General features: G+C 65.4%; 18 protein-coding genes. 2 read left to right on the forward strand and 16 right to left on the reverse strand.

All coding sequences use genetic code 11. The annotated features are described in order from the left end of the window. Positions 1-7 precede the first annotated feature (7 nt). Positions 8-1471: an acylating sulfoacetaldehyde dehydrogenase gene (sauS, locus tag PanNE5_RS00505; protein WP_261938951.1), complete on the reverse strand. Its 1464-nt coding sequence runs from the start codon at positions 1469-1471 to the stop codon at positions 8-10. A 287-nt stretch (positions 1472-1758) separates the two neighbouring features. On the opposite strand from sauS, the gene PanNE5_RS00510 reads away from it, so the two are divergent. Continuing rightward, the gene (locus PanNE5_RS00510; protein WP_017235448.1) at positions 1759-2523 is read left to right on the forward strand and encodes an IclR family transcriptional regulator; all 765 of its coding nucleotides are present in this window, start codon (positions 1759-1761) and stop codon (positions 2521-2523) included. Here PanNE5_RS00510 and PanNE5_RS00515 read toward each other — a convergent pair. From PanNE5_RS00515 to PanNE5_RS00540, 6 genes are all read right to left on the reverse strand, one after another. Beyond that, positions 2513-3901 (reverse strand): four-carbon acid sugar kinase family protein, encoded by a 1389-nt coding sequence (locus tag PanNE5_RS00515; RefSeq protein WP_261938952.1) that lies wholly within the window; start codon positions 3899-3901, stop codon positions 2513-2515. The genes PanNE5_RS00510 and PanNE5_RS00515 overlap by 11 nt on opposite strands. Before the next feature lie 35 nt (positions 3902-3936). Then, positions 3937-5217, reverse strand: coding sequence for a ribulose-bisphosphate carboxylase large subunit family protein (locus PanNE5_RS00520; RefSeq protein ID WP_261938953.1), 1281 nt, complete (start codon positions 5215-5217; stop codon positions 3937-3939). Continuing rightward, on the reverse strand, positions 5214-5768 hold the full coding sequence (locus tag PanNE5_RS00525) for a VOC family protein (protein WP_026132269.1): 555 nt from the start codon (positions 5766-5768) through the stop codon (positions 5214-5216). Before PanNE5_RS00525 ends, PanNE5_RS00520 begins: the two co-directional genes overlap by 4 nt. 163 nt (positions 5769-5931) lie before the next feature. After that, complete coding sequence (locus PanNE5_RS00530) at positions 5932-7851, reverse strand: TRAP transporter large permease subunit (RefSeq protein ID WP_261938954.1); 1920 nt, start codon at positions 7849-7851, stop codon at positions 5932-5934. A 1-nt stretch (position 7852) separates the two neighbouring features. Continuing rightward, positions 7853-8905 carry a TRAP transporter substrate-binding protein gene (locus PanNE5_RS00535; protein ID WP_017235443.1) on the reverse strand — a complete coding sequence of 351 codons (1053 nt, stop codon included), beginning with the start codon at positions 8903-8905 and terminating at the stop codon, positions 7853-7855. Between the two features lie 111 nt (positions 8906-9016). Beyond that, the gene (locus tag PanNE5_RS00540; protein WP_261938955.1) at positions 9017-9832 is read right to left on the reverse strand and encodes an SDR family NAD(P)-dependent oxidoreductase; all 816 of its coding nucleotides are present in this window, start codon (positions 9830-9832) and stop codon (positions 9017-9019) included. Between the two features lie 217 nt (positions 9833-10049). Between PanNE5_RS00540 and PanNE5_RS00545 the strand changes: the two genes are divergently transcribed. Then, positions 10050-11072, forward strand: coding sequence for a LacI family DNA-binding transcriptional regulator (locus PanNE5_RS00545; protein WP_017235441.1), 1023 nt, complete (start codon positions 10050-10052; stop codon positions 11070-11072). A gap of 126 nt (positions 11073-11198) precedes the next feature. On the opposite strand, the gene galE is transcribed toward PanNE5_RS00545, so the two are convergent. From galE to PanNE5_RS00590, 9 genes are all read right to left on the reverse strand, one after another. After that, positions 11199-12221 carry a UDP-glucose 4-epimerase GalE gene (gene galE, locus PanNE5_RS00550; RefSeq protein ID WP_261938956.1) on the reverse strand — a complete coding sequence of 341 codons (1023 nt, stop codon included), beginning with the start codon at positions 12219-12221 and terminating at the stop codon, positions 11199-11201. A gap of 30 nt (positions 12222-12251) precedes the next feature. Then, positions 12252-14084 carry a glutamine--fructose-6-phosphate transaminase (isomerizing) gene (gene glmS, locus PanNE5_RS00555; protein ID WP_261938957.1) on the reverse strand — a complete coding sequence of 611 codons (1833 nt, stop codon included), beginning with the start codon at positions 14082-14084 and terminating at the stop codon, positions 12252-12254. Between the two features lie 162 nt (positions 14085-14246). After that, complete coding sequence (locus PanNE5_RS00560) at positions 14247-15146, reverse strand: endo alpha-1,4 polygalactosaminidase (RefSeq protein WP_261938958.1); 900 nt, start codon at positions 15144-15146, stop codon at positions 14247-14249. Positions 15147-15172: 26 nt separating this feature from the next. Then, positions 15173-16552, reverse strand: coding sequence for an exopolysaccharide Pel transporter PelG (pelG, locus tag PanNE5_RS00565; RefSeq protein ID WP_150563815.1), 1380 nt, complete (start codon positions 16550-16552; stop codon positions 15173-15175). Next, entirely contained in the window at positions 16552-18099 is a 1548-nt protein-coding gene (gene pelF / locus PanNE5_RS00570; RefSeq protein WP_261938959.1) for a GT4 family glycosyltransferase PelF, read from the reverse strand. The genes pelG and pelF overlap by 1 nt, the downstream gene beginning before the upstream one ends. Further along, a complete protein-coding gene (locus PanNE5_RS00575; protein WP_261938960.1) occupies positions 18099-19100 on the reverse strand; it encodes a hypothetical protein in 1002 nt (333 codons plus the stop codon). Before PanNE5_RS00575 ends, pelF begins: the two co-directional genes overlap by 1 nt. Next, entirely contained in the window at positions 19093-20505 is a 1413-nt protein-coding gene (locus PanNE5_RS00580; RefSeq protein ID WP_150563818.1) for a PelD GGDEF domain-containing protein, read from the reverse strand. The genes PanNE5_RS00575 and PanNE5_RS00580 overlap by 8 nt, the downstream gene beginning before the upstream one ends. Positions 20506-20516: 11 nt before the next feature. Continuing rightward, positions 20517-21062 (reverse strand): hypothetical protein, encoded by a 546-nt coding sequence (locus PanNE5_RS00585; protein ID WP_017235433.1) that lies wholly within the window; start codon positions 21060-21062, stop codon positions 20517-20519. Between the two features lie 30 nt (positions 21063-21092). Next, on the reverse strand, positions 21093-25211 hold the full coding sequence (locus PanNE5_RS00590) for a tetratricopeptide repeat protein (RefSeq protein ID WP_261938961.1): 4119 nt from the start codon (positions 25209-25211) through the stop codon (positions 21093-21095). Positions 25212-25223 lie beyond the last annotated feature (12 nt).

The raw sequence follows: 25223 nt of genomic DNA on the forward strand, positions 1-25223 counted from the left end.
GGCGCGTTCATCGTCCGACGCTCCCGAAATAGTCGCCCAGCAGATCGTCGACGTCGGGCACGGCCGCCGCGATGGGGAACGCCACGCGTGTCACGTTCAGGTACTGACGAAAGCCGAGGTTGTCGGTGAAATTGTTCTTCCCCCAGGTGCCGCAGCCCATCGACAACGAGAACGGCAGGCCGTTGTCGAAATTGCCACCCGTGGCGAAGCAATGCGCCTGGTTGACGATCACGCGTGCGACCGGCAACGTCTCGGCCAACGTCACCGCCTGCGCCGGGTCCGCCCCATGCAGTCCGACGGAATGGCCCGCGCCCATGTAGGCGTAGATCCGCTCGACGAGCGATGCCGCCTCGGCGAAGTTCCCGGCACGATAGACCGTGAGTACCGGCGAGAGTTTTTCGCCCGAGAACGGATGATCGGCGCCCACGCCGGACTCCTCGACCATCAGGAACGCCGGTTGCTGTGCCGCCACGTCGTCGAGCCCGGCCAACTGCGCGATCGTTTGCGCCGCTTTCGCCGTGCAGCCGCCCGCCAGCTTGCCATCCACCCACATGACGTCCTGAAGTGCGCGCTTCTGGCTGGCGTTCAGCAGCACGCCGCCGGCGGCGCGCAGCGCGTCGATCATGGCGTCGTAGACCGGGCTTTCGATCACGACACTGTTCTCCGACGAACAGCTCGTCGCGTTATCGAAGGTCTTGGAGCGCGCAATCTTGCCCGCCGCATCGGTCAAATCGGCGCTGGTCGTCACGATCGACGCCACGTTGCCCGCTCCGACGCCGAACGCCGGCGTGCCGCTCGTATAGGCCATGCGCACGTTCGCCTGCGATCCGGTGGCGACGATCAGGTCCGCCTGACGCATCAGCGCCGCCGTGGCGGCCTTCGTAATCGGCGCAGGCAGCATCTGCACGAGGTCCGGCGACAGTCCGGCCTTGGCGAGTTCGGCGTGAATGAATTCGAGCAATAACGCGCACGCCGAATGTCCCTTGGGCGACGGCGCGACGATCACCGCATTGCCACACTTGAGCGCGTTGACAATCTTGTTCGCGGGGGTGGCCGCGGGATTGGTGGATGGCGTGATGGCCGCGACGACGCCCACCGGACGCGCAATCTCCACGATGCCTTTCTCCGTGTCCCGCGCGATGACGCCATGCGTCTTGCGCCCGTGCAGATCGCGCAGCAGGCCGAGTGTCTTGCGGAAGTTTTTCTGGAACTTGTCGTCGACGTTGCCGAGTCCGGTGTCGCGCACCGCGAGTTCGGCCAGTTGGCGGTTGCGCGACGGCTCCATGATCGCCCACGCCGCCGCACTGGCTGCCATGTCGAGCGTTTGTTGCCCCGCGCTCGCGAAGTCGCGCTGCGCCGCGTGCGCGCGGGCGACGAGTGCCGCGACCTGAGCGTCGACGTCCTGCTGCGCAGGCGCGTCGGCGCGGGTGCCGGTGGGAGGAACGATGGCTCCGAAGGCCCGTGAATTCATGTGATGTCTCCTGATGCGCAAGGCGCCGGTTGTCGCTTGGTTTCGCGACTCCAATCTAGCCAACCGGGTTGCGTCGCAGGTCTCAAATTCCCGGACAAACCGGACACATTGGACAGGTGTATCGGTCGTCTCGATATTCGGGACCGAAGTGGTCCGCAAAAGTGATGAAAACGATGCAAAATCACGTTAAACAGCGCAGCCGGAATGAAGGCGTCGCAGGTGCGGCGAGTCGGAACCTGTCGCATCGGCAGACGAGGACTGCGCGAGGCATGGCATCAGGAGACAACATGACGGCATCGAATCAATCGAACGCAGCCGCGGTGCGGGCATTCCGCGTGCTCGAGACACTGGCGACGGCTGGCGGGCCGCTCTCGATGATGGATCTCGTCAACGCGCTGGATTTGCCGAAGCAGACGGTGCATCGCATCCTCACCCAGCTCAAGGACGCCTGGCTCATCACGCGCAGCGCCAACGACCGCCGCTACGAATGCTCGCCGCGCGTTCGTGCGCTGGCGATCAACGTGCTGATGCAGACCGGCGCCGCCGCCGCGCGGCATGGCTTGCTCGAGCAACTGGTCACGCGGATCGGCGAGACGTGCAACCTCACGATGCTCTCGGGCAACGACGTGATTTATGTGGATCGTGTGGAGACGGAATGGCCGCTGCGCATGCACCTGCAGCCGGGTTCGCACGTGCCGATGCACTGCTCGGCCAGCGGCAAGCTGTTACTGAGTTTTCTGCCGAAGGAACGGCGCGAACGGCTGATCGAAACCCTGCCGCTGCGCAAATTCTCGGAGCAGACGTTGACCGACCGCGGTGAATTTCGCACTGAACTCGAGCGCACGCGCCGGCGCAAGATGGGCATCAACAATCAGGAACACTTGCAGGGCTTGATTGCGATTGCGGTGCCGGTCATGCTCAACCGCAATCGCGCCTGCGCGGCCATTGCGGTGCAGGCGCCCATCGGACGGCTGACGCTCGACGATCTCCTCGCCTTCGAGCCGGAGCTGAGATTCGCCGCCGAGGAGACGGCGAAAACCTTCAAGAATTGAGTGACGCGGTGCGTGACGATGTGCCGTGCACCAGACGTTCGAACAGGTCGCCCCCGCCCATCTGCCCGCCTTTGAGCAGTATCTCCATGCCGTCGAGCGCTGGCGCATCGCTGCGAAGCCGGCACAGGGGCGCCCCCGGCGACACCATGCCCGCGTAAGCCAGCCCCCAGGCATCGAGCGCGCGCACGCCGTGACTCGACGTGTCGCCGCCGGCAATCGCCATGCGGGAGATGGGCACCTCGTCCAACACCTGCCTGAGCAGCCGCCCGCCCGCTTGCGCCAATGCCAGCGCAGGGACCGCCCGATCCTGCGTCGACGGGTGGGACGATGATTCAGTCGACGCGTCGGTGAACGGCACGGTGCAGGCGAGCGTGTGGCGTCCGGCGCGAAGGTGCGTGGCCAGTTGCGCGGCGGCCTCGCGGCAGTAGCGTCCATCCGGCTCGATCAGCCGTGCGGCGTCGAGGCGCACGACCTCGAACGACACAGCGGCCGTCACCTGGGCCGCCGTCACCGGCGACAGGCTTCCCGCCAGCACCAGCACTGGACCCTTCGCCGCCGGGACATCGTCATCCACCGCCTCGCCGCTTCGCGACATCGCGCTCGCCAGCGCCTGCGTCACGCTGCTCGGCCCTACGGCCAGCAGCGGTGAGCGCCGCGCCGCGCCCCAGAGCTGCGCGCCGATCTGCGGCAAGTCGCCCTGCCGGGCCACGTCCCAGAGCACGTTGACCACCCCCTCGGCCCGCAACGCGTCGACACGCGCCGACACCGCATTCGTCGAAGCGGTCGCCCCAACGTCGTCCCCCGGCGGAGTGTCGTAGCATGTCCAAGGCACGAGGCCGATATCGTTCAGACCCTGCTGCGCCAGATGACGCCGCAGATCGGCTTCATGCATCGGCGTCACCGGATGACGGCTCATCGTCGGATGCCGGTCGATGCGCACGACTTCACCGCCCACGCCGGCCGCAGCGAAGAGATTGCCGAAGAGGCAGTAGCGGCCAAGATTGGGTTGTCCCCCGACGATCGCGACCCATGGGCTCGGCATCGACGACGACAACGCACTCACGGCCTCGCCAATGCTTCCGACCTCCGGCGCGCTATCGAACGTCGAGCAGGTCTTATAATGCAGCACCGTGGGTTGCAAGTGCCGGGCCAGCGCCGCAATCGGCGCCAGCTCTTCACGCATGCGAGCCGGCGCGAGCGAGCGCGACACGCCGGCGATTCCCAGGCAGTCGAGTGGCCCGAGCGTTGCGAGACGCGCCGCGTCCGGGGGCGCGAACAGCAGAATGCTGCGCAAGCCCGCGCGTGCCGCGCTCGCCAGGGTATCCGTCGCACCGGTGAAGTCATCGCCGTAATAAAGCAGTTGGGGGCGATGCGTCATATCCGCCGGAGATTCGATAGGCATGGCAGCACCGGTCAATGGCCGAAAAATCGCAACGCGGCCGCCAGCGCGGGCGCATCGCGAGACGCCGCTTCAAGCGACTGGCCGGCACGCACCGCCGCCCATGCGTCCCGTAGACTCTGCACCCCCGCCGCCGGGCCATCGGGATGCGCCAGAATCCCGCCACCCGCCATGAAGAGCAGATCGTCGCGGCCGACGGCGCGCCAGGTCGCCGGCACCGTGCCGGCCCATTGCCCCGACGAGAACGCCGGCATCACCTGGTCTCGCGCGATGTCCTGCTCGGCAGCATCGACGGCCAGCGGCGCATAGCAGTCGTGCGCCGACTCGATCACCTCCTCGTCGGCCTGCGCGAACTTGCCTTGCAGGCCATGCACATGCATGTGATCGACACCGGCCAATCGCCATAGCGTTTGATAGGCCTGAAAGCCCATCCCCAGCATCGGATCGCGCGACATAGCACCGTAGCCGTTTCGATGCGCGTGGATTGCCAGATCGGTGTGACGGCGCAGCGTCTGCACGGCAGAGAATCCGCACCAGTTCAGGCTCACCATGACGCAATTGCCGCCTTCGCGCATCACGAGATCGGCATGGCGTCGCATCGCATCCGTTTCGTCGGTGATGTTGAAAGCCACCATCACCAGCTTGCCGGTGCGCGCCCGATGCTCGCGCACGACGGCCATCACCGCGGGCACCCGCTGAGCGAGCGGCGCGTGCACGGGGTTGGCACACACTTCGTCATCCTTGATGAAGTCGACGCCCGCCGCGCACAGCCGCGCGACCAGCGCCGCCGTTTCCGCGGCGCTCATGCCGACGTTCGGCTTGAGGATCGTGCCGACCAGCGCGCCTTCGCGCACGCCCGTCGCCTCGCGCGTACCTGCGATGCCATAGCGCGGAAAGTCGAACTGCTGTCGGTAGCTCGCCGGCAACGCAATGCGCTCCAGCCGCATGCCCGTCACTTCGCCGAGGTCATACAGATTGCCCGCAAGCGTGGCCGCGAGCGTTGGCAGATTGACGCCGACGTTGTCATACGGAAACGCTATCCGAACGCGGGCCCGATGCCACGGGCCACGGATGCCCTTGCGCTCGAGAAAGGCGTTCGGCAACGACGGCTGCGCCACGTCGCCTGCGAGGTCGACCGCTTCGACCACGGCGCGCGCGCGCTCACGCAGCGCATCGGTCTCGCCGGCCACGCGGGTAAATGTGCCGCAGGACTGCTCGCCGGCCATGACTTCGGCGACCCTGCGCGGATCGAGCGGCGTCTCGATCAGATAGGTGGCAGACAGGGTCGCGCTCATAGCGTCGTGAGGTCCGGAAAGGCGCGCACGGGATCGGTGCCGTCCCAGGCGGCCGCAGCCTCGCGAATCATCGTGAAGAGCTTGCCCTTCGGGCCGGCGACTTCGGACAACTCGATGGTCGTCCCGGGATGACAGCCGGGGTCGGCACTGCGATCCTCGAAATAAACGAAGCGGCCGTTCTCGCCCACCTCGCCGCTCATGCAGACTTCGAACCCCGCGTCACGCGCGCGCGCCAGATCGGCGTCGAAGTCCTCGGTCCAGTACGCCACGTGCTGCGCGCCGCTGCGCCCGGCGTTGAGGAAGTCGCGGTACATCGACGGCACGTCGTTGCGGATCTGCAGCAATTCGATCTGCAACCCGCCCGCGTTCGCCAGCGCCACGGCGTTGTGCGGTTCGAAGCGCTCGCCGCGGTAGGTGTAGTTGCGGATCGGCACCTTGGGGTTGTAGTACCACGGCCCGACACCGAGCACGTTCGACCAATAGGTCATTGCCGCCTCGATGTCCGGCACAAGGTATGCCACCTGGCGTATCTCGCCGAAGAATCTGCTCATGGTCTTCTCTGTAATCGTCTGTTGCGTAAGGTACGGATGGGCGGCGCCACGCGAGGCGAATCGATCGCGCCCGCCGCCATCCTTGAATGTGGCGATGCATACCACCGCATGGGGCACTTGCCGCGCCGTGGTGTCGTCGGTGTCGCCGGTGTCGGCGGCTTCGTCAATGAAGGAAGCCGATCGAGATCCAGGGAATCGCAGCCACGCAGATCAAACCGACGATGAGCGCCGCGAGATAGCCCCAGATCGCCCGCATGCCCTTCGCGGGATCGACCTTGCCGATGGCACAGGCGGCGTAGTACCCCACGCCGAAGGGCGGTGCGAACAGACCCAGGCCCATCGAGAGCACCACGATCATCGCGTAATGCACCTCGTGCACGCCCACCGCGCGGGCGATTGGGAACATCAGCGGCCCGAACAGCACGATGGCCGGAATGCCCTCGAGCACGCTGCCCAGCACGATGAACGCGACGATGGACACCACGATGAAACCCGCACTTCCACCGGGCACGCGTTCCATCGCGGCCGCGAAGTCCTGCGCGAAGCCCGATTGCGTGAGTCCCCACGCCATGCCGGTCGCCGCACCAATGATGAAGATGATTGCGCCCGACAAGGCCGCCGTCTCGATCAGCATCGGCAGCAGCCGCCGCGCGTCGAACCTGCGATAGAGCAGCAAGCCCGCCACGACCGAATAAGCGATGCCGATGGTCGACACCTCGGTGGCCGTCGCAATGCCCTCGACGACCGCCGCACGAATCACGAACGGCAGCGCCACCGCCGGCAACGCGTACACGAAGGCGCGCCACACGTCGCCCTTCCTGGCCTTCTCCACCCCGGACAGATCCTCATGGCGATAACGCCACCACACCACGCTGCACAGCGCAATGCCGAGCACCACGCCCGGCAGCAAGCCCCCGGTGAACAGCGCCGAAATCGACACCCCGGTCACCGACCCGATGGTGATCAGCACGATCGAGGGCGGAATGGTCTCGGTCTGTGCGCCCGTCGTCGAGAGCAACGCCACGAGATCGCCGGGATCCGCCCCGCGCTTCTTCATCTCGGGGAACAGCACGGGCGCGATGGCCGCCATATCGGCCGCCTTGGAACCGGAGATGCCCGACACCAGGTACATCCCGCCGATGAGCACATAGCTCAGGCCGCCACGCACATGACCGAGCAGGCTTGCGAGAAACTGCACCATCGCCCGCGCCATGCCCGTCATCTCGATCAGCAACCCGAGGAAAACGAACAGCGGCACCGCCAGCAGGATCAGGTGCGACATGCCTTCGTCCATCCGGCCCACGAGCACGACCATCGGCGTGTGCGTCGTCAGCGCGAGAAAGCCGAAGGTCGCCAGGGCGAACGAGAACGCGATCGGCACGCCCGCGAACACGCACGCCCCGACGACACCCGCGAAGAAGATGACCAGATTCCAGCGCCCGAGCGGCGCCAGCACCGGTCCGAGCAGCCAGAAGCCGACGCACACCACGCCCACCAGCGCTACGGCCTGGATCACCCGCGCGGCGGGCGCGGTGCGCAGCAGTCGCAATACGCTCACCACGAGCATCAAGGCCACGCCGACCGGCAACGCCGCCGCGCGCCAGACGTTGCTGATCTCCATCGCGGGCGTGATCACGAACGCCTCTTCCGACGCGTACTCGTACGCCGGATGCACAATGAGCATCAGGAACGCGAGCGCGGCGGCGATCGCCAGCACGTCGAGGAATGCCCGCGTCGACGGCGATGCCTTGCCGACGAACGCTGTCATGCGCATATGCTCGCCGCGCCGCAACGCGACCACGGCGCCAAGCATCGACATCCAGAGAAACAGGATACCGGCGAGCTCGTCGCCCCAGACCAGCGGGGCATGGAACACATAGCGGGCGACGACCCCAGCGAGCATCACGAGGATGTCCGCGAGCACGAGCAGTGCTGCGGGAATCTCCGTGAGCCAACCGATGGCGCGATCGAGGCTGCCGACGAACGCCCGCCAGCCATGCAACGGCAGGTCGGCGGCACCGCTCGCCGGCAGCGAGTCCCCGGCGGGTACGCCGTGCGGGGAATGCGCAGGACGGGGGGTCATCTCAGGCCACCTTGCCGGCCGTCGCTTCGAGAAGCGCCCAGGCTTCCGGGCCGAATTTCTTCTTCCACTCGGCGTAGTAGCCCGATTTCTGCAACTGGGCGCGGAACGTCTCCGGCGCAGCGGCATTGAACGCGAGTCCCTTGCTCGAGAGCGCGTTCTGCAGGCCCGTGTTGAGCTTGTAGACGTCTTCGCGCTGCTGGATAGCCGCCTCGTTGAAGGCCCGCGCGGCGATGACCTTGAGGTCGTCCGGCAGCGCGCGCCACGAACGGCCATTCACGACGAGGTGATAGCCGTCCCAGCTATGGTTCGTGACCGAGCAGAACTTCTGCACTTCGTAGAGCTTCGCCGTCTCCACGATGGCGAGCGGGTTCTCCTGCGCGTCGACAACGTGCGTCTGCAGTGCGGAATAGACCTCGCTGAACTGAAGGCTCGTCGGCGACGCCTGAAGCGACTTGAACAGCGAAATGCCCATCGGGCTGACGGGCACACGAATCTTCATGCCGGCAAGATCGGTCGCCTTCGTGATGGGCTTGTTGCCGCTCGTGATCTGACGGAAGCCGTTGTCCCACATCTTCTCAAAGGTGTAGAGCCCCGTCTTCGCGAAGGTCTCGCGAATGCTGTTGCCGAGCTTGCCGTCGACCGCGTGCCACACCTGGTCGTAGTTGGAGAACGCAAAGCCGACCGCCGTAATGGCACTGATCGGCGCGAGCGTCGCAATCACCATCGTGCCGGCGTTGAAAATGTCAATACCGCCGTTGCGCACTTGCGCGAGCATGTCGGTGTCGCCACCGAGCTGATTGTTCGGGAAGATGCGCAGTTCCATGCGCCCCTTGCTCTCCGAAGCGATGCGCGCCGCGACCTCCTGCGCCCGCACGTTCAGCGGATGGCTGACCGGCAGATTGTTGCCGTACTTGAACACGTATGCCGGCGCCGCGGCACGCGCCATGCGCGGCAGCGCGCCCGTCACACCGGCAACGCCCGCGACACCCAGTGCGGGCAAGGCGGAAAGCGCACGCAAAATGTTGCGTCGGCCCTGAGAAGTTGAATCGGTCATCCGCATGTCTCCTGATTTATGGTTTTTACACAAGCGTCGGCGCGGCGGTCAGCGCGACGGCGCGAAATCCCGACACCCCGCTCGCCGATTGATCCGCCCGGCGGCGTGGCGTCAGTTGCAGCGAACGTGCATGCCGCCGTCGACGAGCAATTCCACGCCGTTGATGTAGCGCGCCTCGTCCGACGCCAGAAATACGGCCGCATTCGCCACATCCCAACCATCCCCCATGCGACCGGTCGGGGACAGACGGTTGCGCGCCTCCACCATCGCCTGCGCGCTCGGGTAAAAGCCGGAAATTTGTTGATAGATGTGCGGCGTGTCCATCACGCCCGGCAGAATGCAGTTCGCCCGGATGCCCTTGGCCGCGTACTGCAACGCCACGCTCTGCGTGAGCGAATTCACCGCGCCCTTCGATGCGGCGTAGGCGCAATACGCATAGCCGGTCCAGCGCACGCCGCCGAGCGCGCCGATGTTCACGATCGCGCCGCTGCCCTGGGCTTCCATGAGCGGCAGCACGGCCTTGCACGTGAGGAACATGCTCTTGACGTTGACCGTCATCACGCGATCCCAGACGTCCTCGGTGGTTTCCACGGGCCCGCCCTGGGAGGTAATGCCAACGTTGTTGTGCAGGATGTCGACGCGGCCGTAGGTCTCGATGGCGGCCGCCACGGCACGCTGCACGTCGTCCCAGCGCGTAACATCGGCGGCCAGCGCAACGGCGTCGTTGCCTTCGTCGGCGATCACACGGCATGTGACGTCGGCCGCGCCCTGCGCGCGGTCCACGGCCACCACCTTGGCGCCGCTGCGAGCATAGGCCACGGCGGCCGCCTTGCCATTGCCCCACCCGTCGCCGACCGATCCCGCGCCGAACACCAACGCCACGCGTCCCGCCAACCGACGCGGCGCCGACTCACCGACTGCTGCCATCACAATGTCTCCTGTGCATTCGCGTACCGGCCTGGCGGTACGTTCGTGGATGTCTTGAAGACGTACGATAGGTCGCAACGCCATAATCGACCAACTCGGAATCGTGATGCGATTTGATGTGTTTTGATGAAGTATGCTGTGATCGTCGACGCGACGGCACGTGAAGCGAGGCCGCCGCCGCACATCACATTGAGGGGGGAAGCGAATGAGACGAAACATGCCCAATCTGGCCGACATCGCACGTCTGGCGGGCGTTTCCACGGCAACGGTCGATCGCGTGCTGCATCGCCGCGAGGGCGTGCGGCAGACGACCGTGCAGCGTGTGCTGCATGCGGCCGGTGAACTGCAATACCTGCCCGAGCCGGCACTGGAAGCCGTTCGGGCGGTACCTCCCACGCAGGTGCTGTTCGTTCTGCCCGGTCGCAGCAGCAAGTTCCTTCGCATGCTGGGCGAATGGGTGCAGTGCTCGCAAAACCAATGGGCGCCGTATCACGTGAACTGTCGCGTCCAGTTCATCCAGGGGTTCGATCCGGACGCCCTGTCAGCCGCATTGCTGCGGCGCGGACGCGGGTGCAACGGGGTGGCCTTCATGCCGCTGGAGCATCCCAAGGTGCGCGAGGCAGTGGACACGCTGGCCGACGAGGGCGTGGCGGCCGTGACGTTGGTGTCCGACCTGTCGCACTCGCGGCGCATCGCCTATGTGGGGTTGGACAATGGCTCGGCCGGGCGAACGGCGGCGTATCTGATCGCGCGCTTCGTCGGCGCGAAGCGGCACGCGAAGGTGGCGCTCATCGCGGGCTCGCTCAGCTACAAGGCGCACGTTGAACGCGAGGCGGGGTTTCTGCAGCTCTTCTCAGAGCAATACCCGCAGATGCAGGTCGTCGGGCTTCGCGAAGGCTACGACGACGAAGCGGTCAACTACCGGCAGACGCGGGCACTGCTCGAACAGCATCCGGATCTCGCGGCAATCTACAACATCGGCGGCGGTTCGGAAGGCGTTGGGCAGGCGCTCAAGGAAGCGGGAATGCAACACAAGGTGGTCTTCATCGGGCACGGTCTGACGCCGGATACCCGCGCACTGCTGATCGACGGATCGATGGATGCCGTCATCACGCAAAGCCCGCAAAGCGCCATCATGAACTGCGTGCGCATCTTCGCGAATCTGCGCGAGAAACGCGATCTGTCCGCCGGCATCGAGGCGAATCGCAGCCAGGTGATCTTTCGCGAGAATCTGCCGTAAGCCATCGCGCGGCGGCGAGACGTTGCTCGCCGTGCCCGCAGCGTTGCGTGAAGCGTACCGGCGCGTCGAACCCGCGAATCCGTCCTCGTGCTCGACACGCCGACCGACCAAAACAAAACACCAGGCTCAGCGGTAGCCGTTCGGGTTCTGCATCTGCCAGCGCCAGTGATCGGCGCACATACGATCGATACCGTATTCGGCTTCCCAGCCGATGAGATCGCGCGCCATGGCGGTCGCCGCATAGCAGCTACCGATGTCCCCGGCGCGCCGCTCGACGATCTCGTACGGCACCGGCCGGCCGCTCGCGGCTTCGAACGCCTTCACAACCTGCAGCACGGTGTAACCGTGTCCGGTGCCCAGGTTGACCGTGAAGCCGCCATCGCGTTGCTTGAGCGCATCAAGTGCGGCGAGGTGCCCGCGCGCGAGATCGACCACGTGAATGTAGTCGCGCATGCCCGTGCCGTCCGGCGTCGGCCAGTCGCCGCCGAACACCCGCAGGCGCTGGAGCTTGCCGACCGCCACTTGCGCCACGAACGGCATCAGGTTGTTCGGCACACCTGAGGGATCCTCGCCGATGCGCCCGCTCTCGTGTGCGCCGACCGGATTGAAGTAACGCAACAGCGCGATACGCCAGCTCGGGTCCGCCTTGGCCACGTCGTTCAGGATCGTCTCGGCCATGAGCTTGGTCTGACCGTAGGGATTCGTCGCCGACAGCGGGAACGACTCGTCGATGGGTACCGTTGCCGGATTGCCGTACACGGTCGCCGACGAGCTGAACACGAGATCCTTGACGCCATGCGACTGCATGGTCTCGACCAGCGTGAGCAGGCTGTCGATGTTGTTGCGATAGTAGGCGAGCGGCATTTCGACCGACTCCCCCACCGCCTTGAGCGCGGCGAAGTGAATTGCGCCGGTAATGCCAAAGCGCGTGAACAGGTCGTCGAGCACGGGCTTCGAGCACGCGTCGCCCTCGATAAAGACCGGGGCGCGCCCGGCAATTTCACCGATGCGCCGCACCGCCTCTCGATGGCTGTTGACCAGATTGTCGAGAATGACCACGTCATAGCCGTGCGCGAGCAGCTCGACACAGGTATGCGAGCCGATGTAACCGGCACCGCCGGTCACGAGAATGGTTCCGAGTGTATTCATGCTTTGCCCTTGAGGCATCTCATCCGTTGGCTATTCGACGGTCACCGATTTCGCCAGATTGCGGGGCTTGTCGACGTCGGCGCCCCGGGCACACGCCGTATGATAAGCCAGCAATTGCAGAGGCACCACGTGGAGCACCGGCGACAGCTCACCGTAATGTTCGGGCATGCGGATGACACGAATACCCTCGGCGCTGGCAATGCGCATATCGCCGTCGGCCAGCACGTAGAGTTCGCCGCCACGCGCGCGCACTTCCTGCATGTTCGACTTGAGCTTCTCCACCAGCACGTCGTTCGGGGCGACGGTCACCACCGGCATCTGCTCGCTGACCAGCGCGAGCGGGCCGTGCTTGAGTTCCCCAGCAGGATACGCCTCGGCGTGGATGTACGAAATCTCCTTGAGCTTGAGCGCCCCTTCGAGGGCGATCGGATAGTGCAGCCCTCGCCCGAGGAACAGCGCGCTCGGCACGTCGGCAAATTGCGCCGCCCAGGCGATGAGCTGCGGCTCGAGCGCGAGCACACTCGTGAGCGCCGCCGGCAAATGACGTAACTGCGCGAGGTGGCGCGCCGCCTCGGTCGCATCGATGCGCTTGCGCTCGACACCGAGCGTGACGGCCAGCATGAACAGCGACACGAGTTGCGTGGTGAACGCCTTGGTCGACGCCACGCCGATTTCCGTGCCCGCGCGCGTGATGAACGACATCGCCGTCTGCCGCACGAGCGCGCTGGTCGCCACGTTGCAGATCGCCAGCGTGCGCTCATGTCCCAGGCCCTGGGCGTGCTTGAGCGCGGCAAGCGTGTCGGCGGTCTCTCCCGACTGCGAGATGGTCACGACGAGCGCTTGCGGATTTGGCACCGACTCGCGATAGCGGTACTCGCTCGCGATCTCGACCTGCGTGGGAATGCCGGCGAGCGCTTCAAGCCAGTATTTGGCGGTGAGCCCCGCGTAGTAGCTGGTGCCGCAAGCGAGAATCAGCACACCGTTCACCTGCGGCAAGACGTCGGCGGCGCCTTCGCCGAACAAGGCCGGAGAAAATTCGGTGATATCGGCAATCGTGTCCGCAATCGCCCGCGGCTGCTCGAAGATCTCCTTCTGCATGTAATGCTGATACGGCCCCAGCGAGACTTCGGACTGGTACGCCGCCATCGCGCGTACCGAACGCTCGACCTCTACGCCCTGAGCGTCGAGCACCGACACGCGCGCTGGCGTGAGCAACGCCACGTCGCCTTCTTCGAGATACATGAACCGGTCGCAGTGACCGGCGAGCGCCATGGCGTCGGAAGCGAGGAAATGCCCATCCGCCGCAAAGCCGATCACGAGCGGCGAACCTTGACGCGCGCACACCATGCGCTCCGGTTCGCCCTTGCTGATGACGGCGATGGCATAAGCGCCCCGCAATTGCGCAATGGCCGAGCGCACGGCATGCACGAGCGTGCCGCCGTCGTTCGCCGCGAAATGCGCATCGACCAGATGGGCGATGACCTCGGTGTCGGTCTGGCTCGTGAACTCGTAGCCCTTGGCCCGCAGCGCGTCGCGCAGCGCCTCATGGTTCTCGATGATGCCGTTGTGCACCAGCCCGATCCGTTCGCGCGAGAAGATCGGATGCGCGTTCTCGGTCGCCGGCGCGCCGTGCGTCGCCCACCGCGTGTGCGCGATGCCCAGTCCCGCGCCCATGGCCGCGTCGGCCAGTTGCGCCTGGAGTTGCGCCACGCGCGACACGCTGCGCACGCGTGTGAGCTGATGTGCTGCGTCGAGTACGGCCACGCCGCACGAATCATAGCCACGATATTCGAGACGGCGCAGTCCTTCGACCAGCACCGGTACCACGTCACGGCGTGCCACGCCGCCCACGATTCCACACATGACTTCCCCTCAACAATCAATTGGATGAGCGCAGCACGCCGCCGCCGCCCGAATGGCCGGTTGCGTTCGTCTGCGTGTTGACCTGTCTGATGTCCGGCGTTGTGATGACGGCTCGCCGGGATTGTCTTCCGCCTTCTTCGTTGTCTCGCCCGGTGCGCTGCGTCAGTCCTGCGCCGCGGCGGGATTGACTTGCATGAGGTGACCGTCGCCCACGTAAGGAATGAGGCCCTGCGCACGAATCTGCGCGACGGCTTGCCTGGCGCACTCGGTATCCGCGGGGGCGCAGTAATCGATCGAGATCACCGGCAGGTCGTAGCGCTCGCGCACTTCGCGCGCTCGCGCAAGCAGCCACGCGCGATCGTCTTCCGGCACCGCCACGTACCGCTGATTCCCTTCGTCCCAACCGCGATAGAGCGATTCGAACGCCACGGCCGCCACGTCGCCGTGTACCTCGGGCATCAGCACGAAACCGCGATTCAGAATCAGTTCGGCACGCGGGAAACGGCGCCGAATTCGCTTGATGACCGCGACCAGCCCGGCTTGCTGACGCGCACGCTCGGCATCGGTCTTGGCGACCAGTTCATACGAATCGAGCGTGTCGAGGAAAAAGCCGCGATAGCCCTTGGCCCATAACGGCGCGATGACCTTCTCCACGAAAAACTGCGGCCAGCCCGGGGCGGCCTGATCGATCACTTCCGATTTCCAGTCGCCATTGCGGCCAATGCGCCAGGCTTTCGGGATCGCGGCGTAGTAGTCGCGCGTGGACAAGACTTCGCCCACGCTGACGTAAGCGATCCAGCGCCGGCCCTTGGGCTCGGTGGCCGGGTCGACGGCCTTCGGCACGAAGCCGTTGTCGGGCTCGATCACCACCTGATCGTAGCCGGCGAGCGCCTTCGGGTCGAGCGTCGCGCCATAGAAAAACGCAATGCGCCCGAAGACAGGCGGCTGCGCCGATGCGGTGTTGAGGAAGAAGCCGGCAAAGACCCCCACCACCCCGCCCATGAATCGAGCCAGTGGCCGGCGCCACCAAGTGGCGTGCGGTTGCGTCGTGTTGTCAGACATGGCGATCGGCAGCGGCAGTATCAGTGTCAGCGCTGCTGTTGCAGCATGTAGGTCTCATATTCGAGCGCGTCGAGCCGGCGATCGAGCAACTGCATCGCCACCATCACGACGACCAGCAGCGCCAGCGCGAAACCGTAGCCGTACGCATTCGGTCCGAGCATCAGCGTGACCCACGTAAACAGGCCGTTGGCGACGACCATCGCGGCGGTGAGCGCCAGCACCGTGCCACGCCGGTCCAGATAAAAGAAGATGTTCAGAATCCCGAGGAAAAGCACTTGCAGGCTCGCGGAAATGACGTCGATGTGCAGCAGCGGCAGATACAGCACCGAAATGCCGATCAGCCGCAACAGCTTGTCGCCGAACGCGAAGATCAGCAGCGTAACAACCGCCTGGATCTTCAGAATTTCGTACAGACCGGTACGGACCGAGCGCACCATCATGTCGCGCGATTCTTCGATGTACTTGAGCGTTCCGCCGGTACGCACCGCGTTGAAGAACTGATCGTAGTACTCGACGAAATCCGTCTCGATACGCAGCAGAAACACCGCCATGCCCGGAATCACGCACAGGTACGAGAGAAATACCGGCAGATCGTAGATCACCGACGCGCGCAGCGGGCCGATCACGTCCTGCCCGGTTACCGGATAGAACCAGAACATCAGCTTGTCGAGCCAGATGCCCAGATTGAACAGCAACCCCACGAACATCAACGACGGATACGAGAAGCGACGCGCAAAGACCTGCCAAAGCAGATATTCGTCCGTGCGGTAATTGCGGTGAATCAGGCAGACCATGCCGAGCAGCAGGATCAGGTGACCGATAACGAAACCGCCGAGCAGCCCTTCGAGCCCGTATCGATTGAGCAGCACCGCACTCACCACCGTCACGGTGTAGCCGACGAAGAAGATCGCCAGCACGGCACGGTATTGCTTCACGCTCGTGAGAAACAACACGCCGATCCAGATATTGCTCACGATCACGAAGCCCGTGAGCATCAACAGCCGATAGCCCGTGGACTGACCGCGGAACACGGTCAGCGCGAGGATGAGGCCGATGATGCCCGTGCCGACCGTCGTTACCAACGCAACCGCGTTGTAGTTCGGCAGCACCAGATCGGGACGCCGCTCGAACAGCCGGTCGCTCAGAAAGCGTGTGAACGAGAGTTGAAGTATGCCCGTGACGATGAGGCTGAACGCGATCAGATACGTCACCGACACCTGGAACTGCACGATGAGGCCCGGCGGTTGCACGACCGCGAGGCTCATCAGGCCGATGAGCAGAATACCGAGAATCGAGAGAATCAGCGGGCCCGCGCTGATGACCCCGGCGTAGCCATAGGCCGCGAGCGTGCTGGTCAGCGTGTCGCGCCGGAGAATCTTGCGAAGTTCAAAGCCAATACCGGCCATCAGTGGTCTCCCGCAACCACCCCGGCGGCGGGACGCGCCAGCAGTGTCTCGTACAAACTGCGATAGGCGTCCTGCATCTGGGTGATCGTGTAATAGCGTTCGACGCGCGCGATCGCCGCGCGCTGGGCCGCATGCCAGGTGGTGGGCTCGAGCACGTCGAGCAGCGCCTGGGCGAATTGCTCCGGGTTGGCGATCTGCACGACCTTGCCGGCAGGCCCCAGGGCGCGATCCTCATCGCCCAGGCCTTCGACCAGTTGGCGGCACGAGCCGACGTCGGTCGTCACCACGGGCACTCCGGCCGCGTAGGCCTCCAGCACCACCAGCGGCAACGCTTCGGAAATCGACGACAGCGCCATGACGCCGACCTGCGGCAGGATGTCGGACACCTTCTGAAAGCCCATGAACCGAAGGCTGTCTTCCAACCCCAGGCTCGCCGCAATGTCACGGCACTCCTGCGCGTAGGCCGGATCTTCTTCCTCGGGGCCGACCACCCACCCCTGCAGTCCCGGCATGTGGCGACTGGCGATGAAGATCGCCCGAATGAACGTCTTGATGTCCTTGATGGGCACCACCCGGCCGATCAGCGCCACCACCGGCGGGATGTCGGCCGGACGCTGCTCGCGCAACGGCGCGAACTGCGCCACCGAGATGCCATTGGGCGTGTTGCGGGTCTTGTACTCGGGCGCGCCGTCGGCGATCTGGCGCAGACGATTGCCCTCGAAGAGCGCGGTGATCTCGTCGGCCGCCTCGTAGCACACGCGTCCCATCGCTTCGAAGAAACGCACCCACAGGTTCTGGAAATAACCGACCTGCGAGATGTCGCGCTCGAACAGCCCCCGGTTGTCGCGAATCCACTGGCTCTGCAGCAGATCGATCTTGCGCTCCTTGGTATAAATGCCGTGCTCCGAGACCAGCAGCGGACGCTGGTGCTTGAAGCGCAGCAACGCGCCCAGGAAGCCCGCGTACCCCGTGGAAACGGTGTGGTACACCCTGGCCGGGATCAACTGGTCGCAAATGCGCGCGAGTTGCCACAGCGGCTTGTGCATGATCCGGATCGTCCAGAAATAGTCCGTGAACGACGGATCCAGGCAGTACTTCTTGTAGCGATCGGTGATCATGTCCCACGAGCGCCGGCTGTGCAGAAAATTGGCCTCGCTGATCTCGCCGTCTTCGGCGAGCATCGGAATCACGTCGTGAATCAGCTTGCCGATGCCTTGCAGGTCGTCGCGCCGGCGCAGCATGTCATGCATCTTCTCCATCTTCTCGAACGCCTGCGCGTCGCCTTCGGCGGCACGCATCGGCGCGGGCGCCTCGAATTCGTACAGATAATGCGCCTCGAAATGCACGATGTTGTCGTACAGCGGATAGACCATGTCGCCGTAGTCTTCGCGACGGCTGCCGATGAACACGACGGCAAACGTCAGATCCGGGAATGCGCGGATCATTTGATCCACCCACGACGACACGCCGCCCCGCACATACGGGAAGGTGCCTTCGAGCAGCAAAGCGATGTCGGCCGAGTCAGCGCGACGTTCGTTGGTACGCATTAGCGGGTCCAGAAACGCATGACGGGCTGCAGCATCGGGGTGGCCGTGCCATTCCCGAGGCCGGCGAGCATCTGCCCGACCCGTGCGTATTGATGTTTGAGGAACGCGACTTCGGCAAGCCAGGGCACGAGTCGGTCCGCAGGAAATTGATGGAACTCGGCACGCTGCAGACACTGTTCCGCTTGCTCCGGATCGTGACGCATCAGCGCGCAACGGCCCAGCAGGTACCACATGACCGCATCGCTCTCGCGATGGGCGAGCGCCTCGCGGGCAAATCGCTCCACGCGCTCCATCGTGAATCGGTACACCTCGCCGCGCACGAGGTTCTGATAAATCAGCTCCCAGTACAACTCGGCGAGCCGATGGCTCGCGTCGGCACGATCATCATCATTCTCTGCACGATCGCGCTGAGTGCGCGCGTCGAAAATACGCTGCATGATCTGCTTTTCCACGCCGTCGATAATCCCGTAGGCGAGCAACCGGATCTCTTCCACCGGATCGGCCAGCAGGTCCCGCATGATCTCGCCGGTGGCCCGCGACGGCAGCGCCTGCACCGACACCAGTGCGGCCACGCGGTCTTCGCTGGTGCCTTGCGTGTTGCGCAACCGCGCACGCAGGCGCGCACCGGCGCCGTGCGTGACGCGCGAGACCAGATACGTCACGAACTCGGGGCGATCAACCGCCCCGGAGCGGGCGAGCTCTTTCGGCGCGGGGAACAACACGCTGATCGCCATCACGCCGAGGAACAGCAGCAAACCGCCCACCGGCATGAACAAGCTGATCGCCAGGCTGTGCCAGAACGCCCCGGTACGCCCGTGGTAATGCTCCGGCAGTACCGAACGAACGAAGGTCGCGGTGAGCACTGCCGTGAGCAGTTGCCATCCAAAGAAGACCACGAGCGGGTCGATCCGCCAGGCCGGTTCGAAAAGCGTGTGCACCGCCTGGGCCTGCGCGAGCAGGGCCAGGATACCGAGCGCGATCGCCAGCAGTTTTTTAAGCATGATCGCGGCAGCGCTCCAGCAATTTGCTCAGCCCCTCGCCCGGGGCGCGCTCGTCCACGCTCGCCGAGTGCACTGCCACGTGACCGGTCTGGAAATCCAGCCCGTATTGCTGACGCAGCGCGCTCTCAATGCGGATGAGGTACCCGTCGATGCCATTTTCATCGGTAATCGGCATCAGGGCGATGGCGATTTGCTGACGAGGGCCTGACTGAATCCACAAGGCGTCGAGTGCCCGGCGCGAACGCACGGTCTGCTCGAACAGCGAATCGCCGCTCGCGCCCCGCGGGAAAACGAGCGCCACGAGCGAGGACTGGATGCCGCTCTGGCGCTTCATGCGAGCAAGGCGACCCAACTCCAGCGCGAAGTCGTAGGGCACGCTTGGCACCTCGTCGCGCACGCTGGCCACCACGCCCTGCTGTGCCACGCCGTCGGCGTAATAGGCCAGCAGCACCAGCAGCAATTGCAGGTTGTCGTGATTGAGCGCGAGGAACGACATGCGGCGCACGATCAGCATGCCGTTGATGTTGCCGTCCGTGTCGGTGAGCGGTGCGCACACAATATACGCACTGCCCTCGCCTACCGTCACGTCGTCGCGCACATGCGAGAGCGTGCCTTCGCGCAGGCAAGTCTGCACGAGCGGATCGCTCTCGACCGGCGTGAACGCCTCGCCCACGCACGCCACCGCCGTGGGCACCAGCCGCCCGAGGTGCACCGGGAAGACCGACGCCACTTCGATCTGGCACGTCAGCGCGGCAAATTCGAGCATCGGCTGTGCGTTGGGCAACGTTTGTGCCGCGGCGCCCGCCTCGTTGGACGTCGTCAGTTCCCGCAATCGCATGATGGCGTCGCGCAGGGTGCTCGGCTTGGTGAGCAAATCGCGCTCGAGCCGTTCGTGCGAGACACGCAGCAGGTAGTGATTGTTCGTAATGGCGACGAGGCGATCGTTCAGATACGTGTTGATGCCTCGAGCCCGCGTCGCGCGGTTGCCCCAGATGTCGCAGAAGTGCCCGCCGACGACGATCATCGTGAAGCCGCCGACGAAGAACATCGCCGGGAACGGCTCGCCATGCAAGCCATACAAGCCGTACCAGACGGCGGCAAGCACGAGCCCCGCCACCACGCCGAGCAGCGCGCCGTAGCGCAGCGCCATGACCAGGGCGACGAGCCACATCCATGGAAAGCCCAGCCCGATGAGCAGCGGATCGCCGGGTCGCAGCAGCCAGGCAATCGCCACGGCGAGCGCCATGCCGGTGACCACCTCGAAGACCGCTACCGGTCGCGCCACGGCCGGCGCGATCAGTCGGCCATAGGTGCTCACGTTGCCGAACGGCTCCGAGCGTCGCACCTGTTCCGGGCCGACGGGCTTCGCGTCGATGGCAGCGTCCTGTTGAGTCGCGGTTTTCACGATGCGGCCCGTTACCGTTGCGCCAGCGGTGCCAGCAGATTGCGAATCAACGTCTGACCGACGCCGGCCAGGCTCGAACGGCTCCAGCCGCTGCGGCTGCCGGTCGCGCTCCAGACGATGCTGCCGTTCGAGACATCGATGACATCGAACGTCACGCCGGCCACCGGCTCACCATCGACACCGACCTTGTAGCGCCATTCGGTCACAGCCCCCGAGAGCGCATACTTCGCCCCGGTCTTGCGCGCCCATTCCAGGGCACGCATGCGCGCCTGTGCGTTGTTGCCGCCGACGAGCGAATCGCCGCCATCCGGATCGCCGACATAGCGATGCAGATCGGTAAAGCCGTTCTGGACCAGAATGCTTTGGGCAATGCTCTCGGCGCGCTGGCCGGCATCCGGCGTTTCCGTCGTATTGGCGATCGGCAGAATCGCCCAGGCGGCCGTCTTGGGCAGATTCGGCGCGTCGCCGACATTCATCGTCGAACAGCCCGCCACCAGCGCGGTCAGGACGGCAGCGCCGGCCAGGCGGCGCCACAGCTTACTCACGATTGTCTTCATGGTCTTGCTCTCCCTTGCGGATGCGAAATTTCAGTAGAACAGCCGGTACGCGATGCCGACCTGCGTCGTGGCAACACCGGTGCCGTTGGTGATGTCGTGCGAGTAATACACGCGAGCGTGATCGTTGCCGAGCACCGACCCCGCCATGCCCAGGTTGACCTGCGGCCCCCAGCCTTGCTGACTGTCATGAATGTAGCCCACGTCGAGATACGGCCGCCAGGCACGCCGGTAAGCGTTCTGATAGTCCTGTCCGAAGCCGGCCATGACACCGTACTGGGTCGTTGTGATCGGCATGAACTCCGAGGCCACCGGCGCGGTGCCGGTCGGCAGCAGCACGGCGAGCGACGGGATGGTGGCCGTGCCCGGCGTATAAATGCCGCGCTCGGCCACGAGCCTGACGTTCAGGTCCGGGTAGTCGATGCGCAGCTTGTACCCCAATTCGCCGCCGAAGCGCCAGCCACGTCCGAGGTATGTGCGGTCCTGCGCATGAAAACGGTCGTACTCGGCGTTCGCCTGACCGTACCAACGACCATCGCCAGCCCACAGCATCTGCACACTGCCGAAGTCGCGCGTTCCGGCGACCTGCGTGTTCGGCGCAATATCGGTGAACTGGTTATAGCCCGCCTGGAACGTCGTGGTCAGTGGCGTATTGCGGTTGAATGCGGCCGACGCAAGTCCGGTGAAGAAGCTGTTCAACTCGCTGCGATGCCCGACCGTCAGCGCCAGATCCCGCGCCACGGTGCGATCGCGTACGGTGAAGTTGAAGATCCGGTCATGCGCCGGCACCCAGGCAAGCTGCGACGTGTCGATGGTTCGCTGATTGCGCTGGATCGCCTCGACCGTCACACCGATGCGGCTGGTGAGGTTGAGACTGCCGATCAGCGAACTCTCCAGATAGCTCAGCGGCGCCTGGCGCGAATAAAAGAGATCGAAGCCCGCATTCGATCGATCACGCAGGATCGTGTCCGTGAATGTCGTGTGCACGGCGTCGTTGTTCGGTGCGCCGTCGGCCGCACGCCATGCGAGCGTCTCGGCCTGGGTCGAGCGTCCGAGCCGTTCGTTCGCATCGACCTCGCTTTCAATCGGCATGCGACCTTGCCGGCGGTCGAGCAGTTGCGCCATCTTGTCGCGGTCGTTGTTCTCGAGCGCGAGGGCAATCTCCGCATCGGCGGGGCGCAGCAGACGATTCGCGTATTCGCGCGCCAGCCAGGCACGGGCCAGATCGAAGTGTTCGCCGGACAGCGCCCACGCCAGTCCGACGTCGCGCGTGGTCGCGCTGATCACCGCCTGTCGCGAGAGCAACGCGGGGTCGCGCGTCGCCGGCGAGTCGGTCGCGTCGCCGGCGGGTTTGAGCGGCGCCAGCTCGGCCGATTCGCCCAGCAGCGAGTCGCCGACCTTGGCGCTGTCCGCCGAACGACGGTCATCGCGCAGCAGATTTGCCAACAACTGACGCGACGTGTCGCCATTCGAGAACACTTGCGCGAGCGTGACACGCGCGGCTTGCGCTTCGAGCACGCCGTCGTTATCCGAGGTCTGCGCCGCAAGGCGTTGCACCACCGCGCCCGGCCGCCGGCGCGGGGCGATGCGCAGTTGTCCGGTCTGGGCACGCGTTTGCAGATCGCGCCAGGCGCCGCGACGAATGCGCCACGCGGTATGGGCATCGCCGGCCGCCTCTTCGGCGTCGGCGAGCGAGAGCATCCACAGCGGGTCGTCGTCCGAGAGCGACGCCTGTTGGCGCAAGTACGTCAACGCCTCACGCGCATTGCCCAGGCGTAGCAGACCGGCCCCGTACGCCCCCCAGTATTCGGCGTTTCCGGCCACGAGCGGACGATAGTCATGCAGCGCCATGCCGAGCGCGTCGTCGCTGCCATAGTCGACCAGCGCCCACAGGTAGGCAACCCGCACTTCGTCACCCGCATTGTCCAGGCGGGATGCCGCGCGCAGATCGGCCAGCGCCGCGTCCCAACGCTGAATCTGCTGATAATAGGTCGCGCGGGTGGAGAGCAGTTCGCTCGACTTGGCGAAGCGATCGCGCTGCTCGGCGTCGAGACCGTCGAGCAGGGCCTGCACCCGATCATAGGCGCGGGCCGTCGTGTAGAAGTAGATGGCCGACTGGAGCGCAATATCCGAATCGTTCTGCCGGAATTCCGCTTCGGCCGTACGGCCGGCATCGAGCGGATACCCCTGATAGAAGTAGGTCATCGCATTGAGGTCGAGCGCCTCGGCCTTGCCCGTGCGCAACAGGCGCGGATACGCATAGTTGGCGTCTTCGTCGCTTTGCGCCAGGCGCGCCACTTCGGCGTACGTGCGCCAGTAGCGCGCGTCGTCCGGCAGCGTTCCGGCGATGTCGCGCACCTTGCGCAGCTCGGCCAGCGCCGGCTTCACCTGGCCCTTTTGATACATCAGGCTGGCAATGCGCAGCGCATAGGCCGGCGACGGACCGAATTCCTTTTGCAGCGTCTCGAACGTCGCCAGCGCCTCGGCGTCCTGCCCAACGCGCTGGGCAACGTCGCCCTCGCGCTCCAGCAGCGCGCGGCGCTGATTGCCCACCGCATGGCGCTTGAGATATGCCAGCGCCTCGTCGGGGCGGCCGAGACGTTCGTAGGTATTGACGATATCGTCCTTGAGCTTGAGATCGCTCGGCTGGCGCTCGGCTTCGAAGATCTGTGCCGCGAGATAGGCCTGATCGTCATTGAGCTGCGGCGCGAGCTGATAGACGTTCTGCCATGCTTCGGCGTTGCCCGTGGCGTCGGCGTACTTGCGCCAATAGGTGAGCGCGACCGAGGGATGCCCGTTCCATTGCGCGACCTGCGCGAGACGGCGCGTCCAGACGAGTGGATCGAGCTTGCGTTGCAGCGCCTGCTGCGCGAGCTTTTCGGCGTCGTCGAGCTGACGCGCTTCGACAAACGCCTTGAAGGCCACGTCGTAATCGTTCGCCGTCACGCTGTTGGCATTGGCACCGCCCGCAGCCGACGTCGCGGCTGCCGTACCGGCTTGCCAATCGAATTTCCCAGGGGCGTCCGGCCTGGACGTCTTGTCCGCGTTCGCCGCCTTCGTCGCTTTGGTGGATGCGTCCGATGCGGCATCCGCCGCACTCGCGCCACGGGCCAAGCCCACATCGGCGACACGAACGATGCGATACGCGTCCATGCGCTCGCGTGCGCGCACGCCTTCCGGGCCATCGAGATAGCGCAGATGCGCACGACCGGCGCCGTCGAGCCCGCGGCCATCGGCGGTCACCCCCGGCAACCAGCCGGCGAGCTGCACATGCGCCCCGCGCGACGGCGGCACCAGGCTCGACAGTTGCGTGAGTGCCCGCGCGTATTTCGTCATCAGGTCCGGGCGGCCCGCCTGACGAGCGACATCGAGCAGATATCGCAGGGTTACCGGATCGTTGGCCAGTTCACCCACGCGTTTCTCGCCTTCCGCACATGCGCGCGAAATCTGGTTCGCCGACACGAGCACGCGGATGCCCGCGAGGAACAGGCGACGGCGATCGTCGCGCGTGGTTGCCGCGTCTTGCGCGGCGAAATAGGCATTGGCGGCATCGTCATACGCGGCGTGAGCGAAGGCGGCGTCCGCCAGCTTCTCCTGCCATTGCGCGGCGTTCTTGGCATCGGCGGCCGCCAGCAGGCGGTAGTCGCGCAGCATCAAATTCTGGGCACCTGCCAGCCGGGCCTTTTCCGCCAGCATGCGCAGCGTCGGCACGTCCCACTGGTACTGCGACGTTGCGTCGAGCAGTTCCACGTATCGCGCCATGCGCTCGGCGCGACGCGGATCGTCGGCGGGCACTTCGTACGCCCGCTGCTCCGTGGCCGCCAGCGCGAGCAGAATGCCGCGACGGCGATCTGGCTCGTCGGACATGCCGCGCAGCGTCTTCGCGACACCCATCGCGTCGTCCCAACGGCCCAGCCCCAGATATTGTTGGCCGAGCAGATCGAGATAACGGGGCGCGCCGGGTTCAATGCGCAGCCACGCTTCGAGATAGGCCACCGACAGTTCGCTCGGCGGTTGCGCGGCGAGCGCGCGCGTCTGGTCGTCGTCGCTCGGGTGAGCCGCGGCAAGCGCGAGCACGATGCCTGCGCCGATCGCGACCGTCAGCCACGGCGCGCTCAGCCGTTCGCGCCTGTCGAACGGTTTTCCAGTCACTGAGTCGGCAAT

Source organism: Pandoraea sp. NE5, assembly GCF_024363545.1.
GTDB classification, from domain to species: domain Bacteria; phylum Pseudomonadota; class Gammaproteobacteria; order Burkholderiales; family Burkholderiaceae; genus Pandoraea; species Pandoraea cepalis.

Bases quoted from the DNA above. Each gene is read 5' to 3' on its own strand.
- sauS (WP_261938951.1), bottom strand. From the start codon at position 1,471: ATGAATTCACGGGCCTTCGGAGCCATCGTTCCTCCCACCGGCACCCGC.
- PanNE5_RS00510 (WP_017235448.1), top strand. From the start codon at position 1,759: ATGACGGCATCGAATCAATCGAACGCAGCCGCGGTGCGGGCATTCCGC.
- PanNE5_RS00515 (WP_261938952.1), bottom strand. From the start codon at position 3,901: ATGACGCATCGCCCCCAACTGCTTTATTACGGCGATGACTTCACCGGT.
- PanNE5_RS00520 (WP_261938953.1), bottom strand. From the start codon at position 5,217: ATGAGCGCGACCCTGTCTGCCACCTATCTGATCGAGACGCCGCTCGAT.
- PanNE5_RS00525 (WP_026132269.1), bottom strand. From the start codon at position 5,768: ATGAGCAGATTCTTCGGCGAGATACGCCAGGTGGCATACCTTGTGCCG.
- PanNE5_RS00530 (WP_261938954.1), bottom strand. From the start codon at position 7,851: ATGACCCCCCGTCCTGCGCATTCCCCGCACGGCGTACCCGCCGGGGAC.
- PanNE5_RS00535 (WP_017235443.1), bottom strand. From the start codon at position 8,905: ATGACCGATTCAACTTCTCAGGGCCGACGCAACATTTTGCGTGCGCTT.
- PanNE5_RS00540 (WP_261938955.1), bottom strand. From the start codon at position 9,832: ATGGCAGCAGTCGGTGAGTCGGCGCCGCGTCGGTTGGCGGGACGCGTG.
- PanNE5_RS00545 (WP_017235441.1), top strand. From the start codon at position 10,050: ATGCCCAATCTGGCCGACATCGCACGTCTGGCGGGCGTTTCCACGGCA.
- galE (WP_261938956.1), bottom strand. From the start codon at position 12,221: ATGAATACACTCGGAACCATTCTCGTGACCGGCGGTGCCGGTTACATC.
- glmS (WP_261938957.1), bottom strand. From the start codon at position 14,084: ATGTGTGGAATCGTGGGCGGCGTGGCACGCCGTGACGTGGTACCGGTG.
- PanNE5_RS00560 (WP_261938958.1), bottom strand. From the start codon at position 15,146: ATGTCTGACAACACGACGCAACCGCACGCCACTTGGTGGCGCCGGCCA.
- pelG (WP_150563815.1), bottom strand. From the start codon at position 16,552: ATGGCCGGTATTGGCTTTGAACTTCGCAAGATTCTCCGGCGCGACACG.
- pelF (WP_261938959.1), bottom strand. From the start codon at position 18,099: ATGCGTACCAACGAACGTCGCGCTGACTCGGCCGACATCGCTTTGCTG.
- PanNE5_RS00575 (WP_261938960.1), bottom strand. From the start codon at position 19,100: ATGCTTAAAAAACTGCTGGCGATCGCGCTCGGTATCCTGGCCCTGCTC.
- PanNE5_RS00585 (WP_017235433.1), bottom strand. From the start codon at position 21,062: ATGAAGACAATCGTGAGTAAGCTGTGGCGCCGCCTGGCCGGCGCTGCC.